The sequence below is a fragment of the Coleofasciculus sp. genome, from assembly GCF_046565525.1.
In the GTDB taxonomy this organism is placed as follows: domain Bacteria; phylum Cyanobacteriota; class Cyanobacteriia; order Cyanobacteriales; family Coleofasciculaceae; genus Coleofasciculus.
The window spans coordinates 28,926-41,509 of the sequence record NZ_JBKHUP010000075.1 but is presented as its reverse complement, the minus strand read 5'-3'; the positions used below and the strand labels follow the sequence as shown (position 1 = coordinate 41,509).

The following is a 12,584-nucleotide window of genomic DNA, read 5'->3' as shown; positions in this document are numbered from 1 at the left end:
TTTTAAGAAAAGTAGCCAGAAAGTTAGGTATTGACCTAAACCGACTGGGTAGACGGTGTTTGACGACCGTAGCGAGAACTAGACTGTGGCAACTTCCACAGCCTGCTCTGTCAGCAGAATCCCTGTGTCTTTAGACCGGGGAGTGTCAAAGCCTAACTTGCTTCGCTCTTATTTGGGGCTTCACAACTCTCCCAACTAGCAAGCAAGACGGTCTTATTCGTCTATAGATACTAGAACGTCCAGACTCTTGGCAATATGCCACATCTCATGGTAAGATTTGTGGCAGACAATGGCTACGACAACCGGGAATTCGGTACAATAATTAATGGAAAATAACTCAAAGCAAGGTAAAAAAAATAATTTTATTTTTAATTTATTTTTTGAACTAGAGTTCTACCTAAAAATTGCAATAAGTTGTGCAATTTTACAACGGTTTTTACATTGGGTCTTGCACGATGTAGAACTCAAGTTTATTACTCAGGTAGTTTTATACTGGGTTGTTAGCTCTGTCTCGTTTTATGTAATTGGACTTTTCATCGAAAAGGTAATCAAAAATAATGATCAGTTGAGAGATAAATTCAATTCAAGAGTCAAAAAAGTAAAAAAACAACCCTTCCCAGCTTTTACGGCAAAAGGCATTATTATTGGACAAATTCAGGGTTTAATAACAGCATTAATCATCCTCTATCTGGCGCCAGAGGTACATAGAGGTAATGGCTTACTCCTCAATCTGAGATGGTTCTTTATGCGAATCATTGCGGCTGATTTTTGTTTTTATGTCGCCCATTGGTTACTTCACAGAAAAATTTTGCTGAGAATACATCTTAAACATCATGAGTTTGCCGATTCATCAAGTTTTGTCGCTGGTCATAAGAGTCTGAGTGAATATATTATAGTCACCATTACAGATATTTTACCTATCTTTATATTTGGATATGATCTTACTCAACTCTTGGCTTGGACTATTATAGGTAATGCTTACAACCTAGAAGGTCATAGTTCGTTGTCTATATTTTTCATTGCATCCGATTTTCACGATCTGCATCACACCAGTTTTAAGGGAAACTATGGTATTCATGGATTTTGGGACAGGGTATTTAATACTTTGAACCCTCCTACCAAAAAATCGGGAATTATATCTCCTGTCGCCTCTCTGGAGAAAATGGCGGTGAAGTTGTCTAGTCGTGCCAGTAAAGTTACGACTTGACTCGTGCCATTTTCCCTGCCCTAGAGTTCCCTGACAAATGACAAATGACAAATGACAAATGATAACCTATTGCATTTGTTGCAACTTGCGAGTCCCACTTTACCCGTCGGTGCCTATAGCTATTCAGAAGGATTAGAAATACTGGTGGAACGGGGGGTGATTGATAAGCCAAAGCAATTAAAAGCCTGGATTGACCAAGAATTGAGCTATGGAGCAATTCGCTTAGAAGCGGCTATGATGGTAAGATCCTATCAGAGTCTCCAGGATCAAGACTTAGAAGCATTGGACTATTGGAATGCTTGGACGAGTGCGGCGAAGGAAACCTCGGAGTTGCGATCGCAAAGTTGGCAAATGGGCAATTCCCTGATCCGCTTACTCGTCGAGTTAGAACCGGAACTTAAGTCTGTAGCCAGGATCGTGGGAACACCCTGCAATTATGCGATCGCCTTTGGGATTGCAGCCGCTTACTGGCAAATTAACCTCATGGCTGCTTTATTGGGTTATTTCCACAGTTGGGCATCCAATCTAATTAATGCAGGTGTGAAATTGATTCCCTTGGGTCAAACTGTCGGTCAACAACTTCTACTGGAACTTACCCCGGTGCTATCGGTGGCTAGCCAAGACATTTTAGCACTAGAAAATGATGAACAGTTAAACAGTTGCACTTGGGGATTCGCACTCTCTAGCATGGCTCACGAAACCCAGTATACGCGATTATTTCGCAGTTAGCCTCATTCTGTATTGGTGTAAGTTGTCTATCGCATGGTTCTATGCTACCTTAAAAGTTTTTCAATTTTGAGGAAGCAATGACACAACGAACCCAGATCAATCTTCGCATAGACAACGAATTACTTCAGGCGCTACGCGAGAAATGTGCGGCTGAAGGCTGCACTCAGACTGAATTTATTACCAATGCCATCAAATCGGCATTAGGCATCCCCCTTACCCAAGCCAATTTTCTTGAGATCGATGAACGAATTGCTGCCCAAATTCAACCGATTCGAGAAGAGTTAGATCAGTTGAGGGCAGCATTGGGGGAATTCGCAGCCTGAGAGTGGAAAATTCAACTCTCAGGCAACAGGTTCCACCACTATCCAAGTTGGAGGCAATTCGGGATCGCATTCTCGGTAACTTGAATATCGGTAGAAATGCACTCGCCTACAAAGCCGCCCAGAAAGTCCTCAATGAATTTATTGGCGAATTGTACAGAAAATAACCGATCACCAACAGCGGCGGTGAGTTTACCACCTTCAATGGATGGCAGAGATTAGTCCCTTTGTTCATGGTTCATAGACTTTGCTTGAAATAACAATGATGAACCATGTAGCGGGCTTGGTGCTTCGCGAGTACCATGTCTGTTGTGTTTGTTGAAGGAGTACGTGAAATCCCACGTCCAATAAGCGTGGGATACACCCTTTTTATCCCATCTCGCATTATAGCTCTCTTCTAGACTGGTTGCTATATTTTTAGCCAAAACCTGATAATCAAAAATACTTAATATCTAGGAAGAAAGATTAATTCTCTGGGGGTAATTACGGATAAATGGGGTAATGCTTATCCCTATACCTAAGCTATTTGGCTTAGGTATGTTACCGTAAAATCAGGGTTATGCGATAGCTGAAATGCTTATTAGGAAAGGATTAAAAGCTTGTCTTCTTCCTAAAGAACTACAGGGATAAACTTACGCCATTATGCTGAGGTTATTGGCGGCAAGATCAGCCGAAAATAGGAAAATATAATGACTTGATCAAGAAAATGTGAACGAAGCTTTACAGAAAATTGATGATCACTTTACCGAATTACCCGTGAAATCCTCTACCATAAAGATAGAGTACGTCTAAATCAGTTGTGAAATAGCAACCATTATCGGGCAAGCTTTTCAGCCCCATCTGCTTTCACAAATCCTTACTGGCGATAGTGAGTGTAAGCAACTTCATCTAAACGTCTACGTAGAATTATACTGGGTACAACCCAACCCGATACAGCAGTGCATCTCCACAACGCCGAAGTTAGAGGCTGACTCACGTCTGTCGGCGATAGCAAAAACTCCTCTAATCTGGGTGATTTACCAAATTTTGTAATACTAACAGCAAGCACTTAAGTGTGATGTTAACTAGAGTGGTTCAGTTTTGTACACCTCTCTCCGAACAAGACTGTGCTTAATTGTCCCAGCTTATCATCTAAAGCTGACGGTATTACTACGACTGAGTACAGTCTGTTTCTATATCTTTCCCAACTCGGCTAATTGATTTCATCATAGCTAATCATTCCATGCCGTATTTCCAGGAGTTCAACTTAAAATTATGACTAATCAATTCCAGCGAGTAATTGGATACTCTCAACACTGGGCTGAATTTATTAGCACTGGCGGATTTCCCTTTACCCCTTGTCAAATTGTCAATACTGAAAATCTGGCAACCCAAATTTTCTCCTGCGCCAGTGAGCAATTTACAGGTTGCTTAGATATTGAAGCCCCTCAACGCCAGCATTGGAGTTTATATTTTTGCCGGGGTTTAATCTGTGGCGGAAGTGGTGTACATCCACTTCGGAGTTGGTTGCGTCAGCTTTGTCGTTACTGTCCCCAACTGTTTAAAGATGGGACTATCAATAGTTCACATCAATTTGCTGGTGATAATTACGACGCCTTAGCGGAATTGGTAATGGAAGGAAAAATTAGAAAAGAGCAAATGACAGAAGTTGTCGAAGGCTATATTTTAGAAGTCTTCTTTGATCTGATTCAACAACTTGAACAGACATCACTCTCAAACTTGCGACTCACTTATAGTCAAATTCCTCAAGAGCAGATGGATTCAGCTCTAGTCACTATAGAGGTTGATAAAACCTGGCGACAAGCCTTGAAACTTTGGCAAAGTTGGCAAGGTTCAGATTTAACAGATATTTCTCCCAATTTAGCGCCCAAGGTTTTACAACCTCAAGAATTACAAAAACAGTTTTCCCAGATGCTTTATGATAACCTCAGTGGGTTAGGAGGTCTTAATCAGACGTTTAAAGCCTTGCAACAAGAAACCTCTCAATTTTCATCTGATAACCTTCTTGCTTCAATGAATGGAGGTCAAACATTACGAGATTTAGCTGTTAATTTGAACCGGAATCTATTACTCCTGACTCAGCCAATCATCCCGTATATTCGTCAAGGTTTAATCGAATTGATTGAGGTTGAGGACGTGAGTCTCAGCGTCGCCTCATTGACAAATATGAACCAGGAACATCCATTCCCAGAAACTCCAGCAACTCCAATAGAATCGAAGCCGACGAGTCCTTTAATCGCCTGTATTGAGGATAGCTCAGTTGATCTGTTGCTGATGAATCATATTCTCACTCAAGCGGGCTATGGGTTTATCAATGTTGAGGATCAGGAAAAAGCTTTATCGATATTGATAGAAAAAAAACCTGACCTGATTTTCTTGGATTTAGTGATGCCCATTGCTAATGGATATGAAATCTGCTCCCAAATTCGTCGGATTCCCTTTTTCAAATCTACTCCTGTGATTATTGTCACGGGTAAGGATGGGATTATTGACCGGACACGGGCAAAAATTGTCGGGGCGTCAGATTTTGTCACCAAGCCCATCAATAAAGAGAAAATTCTACAAGCTTTACAAACTCATCTACCCCAGCCGAAAGTTAACCAGTTCCAGAATAGATCAACCATTGGAGATTGGTATGCTAAACAACCGATTCAATACTCTCTGATGTAAGAGAGTATTCAAAAAAAACACATCTAAGTAGAGTCTGCTGAATAAGTCTTGTGGAGGGGTAGGGAGCAGGGGAAGCAGAGGGAGCAGGGGAAGCAGAGGGAGCAGAGGGAGCAATGATACATTTTCCCTGATAAATGAGTTAATCTATTTATTTTTAACTGAAATATTGCTTGGGAGCATGTCAGTTTCGCATAAAACGTTCAAGTAGGTTGGGCCCTTGTGTAAGCTTTACCCAACAGGCTAATCTGGAGTTGGGTTGAGAAACGAAACCCAACCTACAAAGATGACATGATCCCTATTGCTTAAAATAAAGCTAAAAAATAATTGGCAAAATAAAAATATTTTTAGTCTTTTTTTTATTTTATTAAAGTAAATAACGGTACTTTAAAATGCTATTTGTTGACCAATATATTGACACAGTGGCATTTTTATAAGTTAGAATTGAGTCAGTTGTATAAATAAATCTATCAAAATGTGTTTATTAAACGGGTAGATTGCTGTTTTTTTTAGTTCTGAAAAACGAAAAATATACAGCTAAGACCTAATCCTTTCTATATCATAGTCATTTAATATATCATCTCACTGGACGATACAAATAAAAATACAAAATGCTTGCCCCTTTATCTGTTCGATCAACTCACTGGCCTACAACCAAACATGATGTTATCTTTAACACAGAAGAACTGCTAAGACGAATTCAAAATTGTGCGAGTCAACAATTTACAGGTCAGTTAGATTTCAACATAACCAATCCTCAACAGCAGCAGTGGAAGCTATTCTTTAGCGTCGGGAGTTTGATTGGTTGTGACAGTGAAGTACATCCTGTGCGTCGTTGGTATCGTCAACTGTCATTGCACTGTCCTTCACTGGCTGTTAATTCTGTGATTCAAGAAGGAGAACCGATTCAATATCAAGATTATGAGTCCTTATCCAAACAAGTGAAACAAGGACAAGTACCCCTCGGACAAATGGCGGCAATTGTTGAAGGTCATACTGGCGAAGTTCTTTTTGATATTATCCAAGCAGGCGAACAACAAAACTATCATTCTGGCTTGTATCTAAGCTACCGAGTGATTCCTCAAGATTCTATCGATTTAGGGTGGGTTGTGGTACGTGCAGAGCGCGTTTGGCAGCAAGTTTTTCAGGATTGGCAAGCTTGGCAACAAGCTGGTTTAGCTGACATTTCTCCGAATCTAGCCCCCAAAATTTTGCAGGCGGAACAGTTACGCCTGCAAACATCACCCTCTGCTTATCGCAACCTGACAACTCTTGCCGATGGGACACAAACGCTTCGGGATTTAGCAGTCAAGTTAAAACAAAATATTCTGCCCTTAACTCACTCGATTGCCCCCTATATTCGTAAAAATTTAATTGCTTTAATTGAAGTTGAGGATTTAAAAGTTTCTATTTTAAGCCCTAAGCTTGTCGAACCAAAATCTCAGCAAAATGGCAGAATAAGTTCACAAAAGTCTTCGGCAACGTTATCCTCATCCAAATCAGCAAGCGCGGTAATTGCTTATATCGATGATAGTAGAATTGATAGTCAAATGATGGGTTATATTTTAGAGGAGGCGGGTTATAATTTTGTCTCAATTCAGGATTCCGTGCAAGCCCTAGTCGTACTTCTCGAAAATAAACCTGATCTCATATTCCTGGATTTGGTAATGCCTGTAGCCAATGGTTATGAAATTTGTTCACAAATTCGCCGTGTTTCGGTTTTTCAGAATATTCCTGTGATTATTTTGACGGGAAATGACGGCATTGTAGACCGGGTGCGTGCCAAGATGGTTGGTGCTTCTGGTTTTTTGCCGAAGCCGATTACTCAACAAAAGGTCTTAAGTACTTTGCAGAGGTATTTACCGACAAAATCTTTATATATGAGTAATTAAAATTCTGCTCAGAATTGACCTTTTGACCACAAACAAGCTGTACAAAGTTTGTCTCGCAAAAATTGGATTAACTATGACAACTATTCTTTTAGTGGAAGATAGTGTAACAGAAACTCAGGTGCTGACTCGTTATTTAAGACAAGCTGGTCTAAACGTGGTTAGTGTGACGAGTGGAGAAGAGGCTCATATAAAACTCCAGGCTCAAAAACCTGACTTGGTAATTCTCGATGTGATTTTACCCGGTCAAAGTGGCTTTGAACTTTGCCGCGAGATTAAAACGAACATTGATACCAAGAAAATTCCTGTAGTAATTTGTTCAACAAAAGGAACTGACGCTGACAAATTATGGGGTTCGATGTTGGGTGCTGATGCCTATATTTCTAAACCAGTCGATCAACAGGAATTAATGAAAACGATTAATAAATTTACCCTGGTTTAGATGTTCCCTGTTCCCTGTTACCTAAAAAATGACAAATTCCCTCGACTCAATTCTATTAACAACGAGTCTTGAACCACTCAACCTTAAACCTTTCCCCCCCCAAAAGCAGCAGCGGTTACTCCGCTTTCCTTTGGGTCACCAAGATAGTGCGTTATTGCCCTTGGAACAGATTGGGGAAGTGCTACGAGTGAACGCAACGGAGATTTTACCTGTTCCAGAAATGCCCCATTGTGTTTTAGGTATCTGTAACTGGCGTGGCGATATGCTTTGGCTAGTTGATCTGAACCATTTGATGGGCTATTTACCTTTAGAACAACAAGGACAATTATCTGCGGATTTGGTGGTTTTAGTGGTTCAGGTTAATGATCAATCTGTAGGACTTGTTGTTGCACAAGTTAATGACATTGAATATCACAATTTACAACATTTACAACCTGCAGCTCCCGGTTTATTTCCGCCTAAACTGTTGCCGTTTATTCTGGGTTCACTCCCTGAAGAGCAGGGAATTGTGCTGAATATTCACGCCATTAGCCACTATCCCCTTTGGCAAATGCATCGTGAGTGAAAAATGAGGGATAAGGGAGATGGGACAGAGGTGTTCAAGACGTAGTATTCTCCCTCTGGAAAAGTCAGGGCGGGTTCTGCACAAACCTTACCATCAATGGCTAAAGAAAATCCCTAAACCCGCCCCTATAAACCATTCCAGACTAGCGAGGCGAAGGGTCAAAACTTAAAACTTTCCCGATCGCGAATTGTGGACTTATTCGGACTAGACAAAGCGAATTATGCAAGAACTCGAACAATCCAAGCAAGTACTCAACCCTGATGCGGAGAACGATTCCGCTCACAAAATCAGTAATGGCGATCGCGTGACTGGTGAGTCCCACCCTAACTCTGATATCAATATTGAGACCTATTTTCAACAACAACGACAGTGGTTGTTATCAGTGGCTAAACGGATGCGTCGCGCTTCTACAATTGAAACCGTTGATACCCTGTTAGAAACCACCGTGGCAGAAGTGCGGGAGCATTTCCAGGTGGATCGCGTTTTAATTTATCGCTTCGAGAGTGAAACTGAGGGCGTTGTCCTTGCCGAATCAATGGTTGCGGGGTATACTCCCTGTTTGGGTGAACCCTTACCGGCGTTAACTTTTGGGGCAAACAATCAAATAGAGTATCAACAGCAAGAGGTTGTCACACTCAATCATCTTTACCAAGGCGTTACCAGTCCCTACCAACTGCAACTACTCAAACGCTTCCAAGTTAAAGCTAGCTTGAGTTTGCCAATTGTTATTAGTAAACAAGTGTGGGGTTTACTGATTGTCCAGCAATGTTCAGGAACTCGTACTTGGCAAGAAGCAGAAATAAATCTGCTTTATCAGGTGACAACGGAACTGACTCTCAACCTGCAACCTGGGGAACTCTATAGCCAACTGCAAACTCAGAACCAAAAAACCAAAATTGTTGGCAAAATCGCGGCGAAAATCCTGAAGAACATTCTGCGATCGCTCAATGTGCCCCAAGTCTTTAGCAGCGCCACGCGGGAAATCCGCCAACAACTACAGTGCGATCGCGTGGCGGTGTATCGGTTTAATCGAGATTGGAGTGGCGAGTTCATCGCTGAATCCGTCGCACCGGAATGGGTTCCTTTAGTCGGTCCGGATATCGAAAAAGTCTGGGTGGATACCTATCTCCAGGAAACCAAAGGTGGGCGTTATCGCCAGGAAGAAACCAATGCGGTGAATAACATTTACGCCGCCGGGTTGAGTGATTGTCACATCGACCTGTTAGAACAATTTGAAGCAAAAGCTTATGCGATCGCACCCATTTTTGAGGGAGACAAACTATGGGGGTTACTCGCCGCCTTCCAAAACTCAGGTCCCCGTCAATGGGACGCCTCAGAGCTTAACATCCTCGCCTTAGTCGGGCGTCAGTTTGGTGTCGCACTCCAGCAAGCCGAATACCTAGACAGTTTGCAAGCGCGAACCGGACAATTAGCAAAAACGGCGGAACGGGAACGCACCATCGCCCGTGTGATCGAGAAAATTCGTCAAACCACCGACTTGGAGACGATTTTCCAAACCACAACCAAAGAAGTGCGTAAACTCCTGAATATTGAGCGCGTCACCATCTATAAATTCCGCGATGACTATTTTGGGGATTTCGTCAGTGAATCAGAAGCGGGGGGATTTCCCAAACTCGTGGGGAGTGGTTGGGAAGATCCCTATCTCAACGAACACCAAGGGGGACGTTTTCGCGATAATGAACCCTTGGTTGTGGATGATATTTACACTGCCAATCTCACCGATTGTCATATCGAGGCGTTAGAGTACTTTGAAGTCAAATCCTGTGCCGTTGTCTCTATCTTCCAAGGACAAAAGCTGTGGGGATTACTCAGTGCGTTTCAAAACACCAGTACACGTCACTGGGAAGACGGTGAAGTCCGACTGCTGACTCAAGTGGCGGCTCAACTAGGCGTGGCGCTGCAACAGGCGGAGTATCTAGAGAAATTACAAGCCCAATCCCAGCAACTGGTTAAAACCGCCGACTTGGAACGAGTCACGGCTCAAATTATTAGCAAAATTAGCCAATCTCAAGACTTGGAGCAGATTTTCCAGACGGCTGGTGCGGAAGTGCAAACCTTTTTGGGCGCTGATCGCGTGGGCGTCTTTCGCTTTGATCCCGACTCTGGGTTTAATCGGGGAGAAATGGTGTCTGAGCGGGTGGTGGCAGGTTTACAATCAGCCTTGTCGATGAAAATAGACGATCACTGTTTTGGTGACAAACATGCGGAAAATTATCGTAAGGGACGGGTTTGGGCGGTTACGGATATTTATAACGCCAATTTAGCCCCCTGTTATATTGATACCCTCTCCAAGTTCCAGGTGCGAGGGAATTTGGTCGCACCCGTCATGCAAGGGATGGAATTGTGGGGATTGCTGTGTATTCACCAGTGCAGTGGTCCACGGAAGTGGAAACAACAAGAGATTGATTTTGTCAAGCAGGTGGCTTATCAATTGTCCATCGCCTTGAAACAATCCCAGTACCTGCACCAGTTACAAGACCAATCCACGCAGCTAGCGACGATTGCCCAAACCCAGGAAACGGTATCAACCGTCCTCACTAAGTTGAGCTATGGCGAGGATGTACCCAGCATCTACAATATAGCCACTCGTGAACTACGGAAACTACTCAAGTGCGATCGCACAGCGGTGTATCAGTTTGAGCCGGATTGGAGTGGTGTGTTTGTCGCCGAGTCAGTGGCGACGGGTTGGACGCCTTTAGTGGGTCCCGATATCCGCACCGTTTGGGAAGACACCTATTTAAAGGAAACCCAGGGGGGGCGGTATCGCAATCGGGAAAGCTTCGCCGTGGATGATATCCATACCATCGGTCACTCGGATTGTCACGTTGAAATCTTAGAGCAATTTGAGGTCAAAGCTTACGCCCTGGCACCGATTTTCGTCGCCGATGAGTTATGGGGAATCCTCTGTGCTTATCAAAATAGCGGCACCCGTCACTGGACGAGTAGCGAAATTACCGCGTTAACCCAACTCGGTCAAGGGGTGGGAACGGCATTACAACGACTCTACTACCTGGAGCAGGTGCAACAGCAGTCGGATCAATTCGCCAAATTAGCGCAGCGGGAAAGTAATTTTATCGACCTGCTGTATAAAACCGGACAACGAATTGCCGAGCGCTTACAAAAAGGAACCTTAAACCCAGAGGTTCTGTTGCAGGCGACGAGTCAGGAACTACGACTCCTGCTGAATGCGGATCGGGTGGCGGTTTATCACTTTAACTCTGATTGGAGTGGGCAATTTGTGATTGAAGATGTGGGCGGCTCATACATCAAGGTTGTGGGTACGGAATTGGCGCAGGTGAGTGATCCAGTGTTACAAGAAACCCGGGGAGGTTCCTATCGCCAAAATCAGTCCCGTGCGGTGAATGACATCAGCCAAGCCACTGAATTGACGTTTAACCGTCAAGTGTTGCAACAGTGGGGAGCGCAAGCTTACATGATCGCGCCTCTATTCCAAGGGGAACAACTGTGGGGATTGCTGGGGGTTTATCAAAACAGTGAACCGCGAACCTGGGAAGAGGGAGAGATTAAACTCTTAGCCCAAATGTCAACCCAGTTAGGGATTGCTTTGCAGCAAGCTCAATCCTTGGAGCAAGTTCAGGAACAGTCTGAGCAACTAATGGCGGCGGCGCAACGGGAGAAAGCGGCGAAGGAAGAATTGCAAGAGGGAGTGATTCAATTGTTAACGGCGGTACGTCCGGCGTTACAAGGGGATCTCACCGTGCGAGCGCCGATTACCGAAAGTGTAGTGGGAACGGTTGCTGATGCCTATAACAATACCCTGCAAAGTCTACGGGGGATTGTGAAACAGGTGCAGCAATCCTCTCGCCAAGTGGCACAAACCTCTCAAGCCAGCGAAGCCGCGATCGCGGGATTGGCGCAACAAGCGCAACGCCAGTTCCAGGCGCTGGAACAAACCCTAGAACAGATTCAGATGATGGTGAATACCACTGAAGCGGTGGGTGCTAGCGCTCGCCAGGTGAACGAAGCGGTGCAACGCGCTAACCAAACGGTTCAGGCGGGGGATGAGGCGATGAACCGCACGGTGGATGGGATTATGGATATCCGGGAAACCGTGGCGGAAACCAGTAAGCGACTCAAGCGCTTGAGTGAATCGACGCAAAAGGTGTCGCGAGTGGTGAATTTGATTAGTAATTTTACGACTCAAACTCAACTGCTGGCGTTGAATGCGTCGATTGAAGCCACACGCGCCGGTGAGTATGGACGAGGTTTTGTGGTGGTTGCGGATGAAGTGCGTTCTCTGGCTCGCCAGTCAGCGGAAGCGACGACGGAGATTGCCCAATTGGTGCAGGAAATCCAGATGGGAACAGCAGAAGTCTCCACAGTCATGGAAACTGGGATTCAGCAGGTGGCAATTGGCACAAACCAAGTCAATGAAGCCCGCGAGTATTTGTATGCGATTGTGGAAGCCACGAGTCAGATTAGTCAGGTGGTTGCTGGAATTACCCAGGCGACTCAAATTCAGAATCAGGAGTTGCAGTCTGTCACGCGAACCATGACTCAGGTGGCGACGATTGCTAATCAAACGGCGGAAAATTCTCTGGAGATGTCTACATCGTTCCAAGAATTGTTGGCAATGGCGCAAAACCTGCAAATGAGTGCCGATCAGTTCAAGGTTGAATAGTCAGTTGTCAGTTGTCAGTTATCAGTTATCAGTTGTCAGTTGTCATTGACGCTGTAGGGGCGGGTTTGACGATTATCGTTTTTTATCTCACCTGGGTGTGAG

At 44.0% G+C, this 12,584-nt stretch carries 9 protein-coding genes; all 9 read left to right on the top strand.

Translation table 11 applies throughout. The features are described 5' to 3' along the window. Nucleotides 1–325: 325 nt before the first annotated feature. The 9 genes from ACLGGO_RS24220 to ACLGGO_RS24180 all read left to right on the top strand — a co-directional run bounded on the left by ACLGGO_RS24220 (nucleotide 326) and on the right by ACLGGO_RS24180 (nucleotide 12,482). A complete protein-coding gene (locus ACLGGO_RS24220) occupies nucleotides 326–1,207 on the top strand; it encodes a sterol desaturase family protein (RefSeq protein ID WP_446421203.1) in 882 nt (293 codons plus the stop codon). Nucleotides 1,208–1,258: 51 nt separating this feature from the next. After that, nucleotides 1,259–1,936 carry an urease accessory protein UreF gene (locus ACLGGO_RS24215; RefSeq protein ID WP_446421202.1) on the top strand — a complete coding sequence of 226 codons (678 nt, stop codon included), beginning with the start codon at nucleotides 1,259–1,261 and terminating at the stop codon, nucleotides 1,934–1,936. 77 nt (nucleotides 1,937–2,013) lie between these two features. Beyond that, complete coding sequence (locus ACLGGO_RS24210) at nucleotides 2,014–2,259, top strand: hypothetical protein (RefSeq protein WP_446337923.1); 246 nt, start codon at nucleotides 2,014–2,016, stop codon at nucleotides 2,257–2,259. Nucleotides 2,260–2,261: 2 nt separating this feature from the next. Next, nucleotides 2,262–2,423, top strand: coding sequence for a hypothetical protein (locus ACLGGO_RS24205; RefSeq protein WP_446337924.1), 162 nt, complete (start codon nucleotides 2,262–2,264; stop codon nucleotides 2,421–2,423). Nucleotides 2,424–3,510: 1,087 nt separating this feature from the next. Continuing rightward, nucleotides 3,511–4,926, top strand: a complete 1,416-nt coding sequence (locus ACLGGO_RS24200; protein WP_446421201.1) for a response regulator — start codon at nucleotides 3,511–3,513, stop codon at nucleotides 4,924–4,926. 608 nt (nucleotides 4,927–5,534) lie between these two features. Further along, entirely contained in the window at nucleotides 5,535–6,815 is a 1,281-nt protein-coding gene (locus ACLGGO_RS24195; protein WP_446421200.1) for a response regulator, read from the top strand. Between the two features lie 73 nt (nucleotides 6,816–6,888). Next, nucleotides 6,889–7,254, top strand: coding sequence for a response regulator transcription factor (locus tag ACLGGO_RS24190; protein ID WP_446337927.1), 366 nt, complete (start codon nucleotides 6,889–6,891; stop codon nucleotides 7,252–7,254). Nucleotides 7,255–7,282: 28 nt separating this feature from the next. Next, entirely contained in the window at nucleotides 7,283–7,819 is a 537-nt protein-coding gene (locus ACLGGO_RS24185) for a chemotaxis protein CheW (RefSeq protein ID WP_446421199.1), read from the top strand. Nucleotides 7,820–8,039: 220 nt separating this feature from the next. Beyond that, the gene (locus tag ACLGGO_RS24180) at nucleotides 8,040–12,482 is read left to right on the top strand and encodes a GAF domain-containing protein (protein WP_446421198.1); all 4,443 of its coding nucleotides are present in this window, start codon (nucleotides 8,040–8,042) and stop codon (nucleotides 12,480–12,482) included. The last annotated feature ends 102 nt before the right edge of the window (nucleotides 12,483–12,584 follow it).

What these genes read in the sequence shown, in the direction of transcription:
- ACLGGO_RS24200 (WP_446421201.1), top strand. Translation starts at nt 3,511, where the DNA reads ATGACTAATCAATTCCAGCGAGTAATTGGATACTCTCAACACTGGGCT.
- ACLGGO_RS24210 (WP_446337923.1), top strand. Translation starts at nt 2,014, where the DNA reads ATGACACAACGAACCCAGATCAATCTTCGCATAGACAACGAATTACTT.
- ACLGGO_RS24185 (WP_446421199.1), top strand. Translation starts at nt 7,283, where the DNA reads ATGACAAATTCCCTCGACTCAATTCTATTAACAACGAGTCTTGAACCA.
- ACLGGO_RS24220 (WP_446421203.1), top strand. Translation starts at nt 326, where the DNA reads ATGGAAAATAACTCAAAGCAAGGTAAAAAAAATAATTTTATTTTTAAT.
- ACLGGO_RS24190 (WP_446337927.1), top strand. Translation starts at nt 6,889, where the DNA reads ATGACAACTATTCTTTTAGTGGAAGATAGTGTAACAGAAACTCAGGTG.
- ACLGGO_RS24180 (WP_446421198.1), top strand. Translation starts at nt 8,040, where the DNA reads ATGCAAGAACTCGAACAATCCAAGCAAGTACTCAACCCTGATGCGGAG.
- ACLGGO_RS24195 (WP_446421200.1), top strand. Translation starts at nt 5,535, where the DNA reads ATGCTTGCCCCTTTATCTGTTCGATCAACTCACTGGCCTACAACCAAA.
- ACLGGO_RS24215 (WP_446421202.1), top strand. Translation starts at nt 1,259, where the DNA reads ATGACAAATGATAACCTATTGCATTTGTTGCAACTTGCGAGTCCCACT.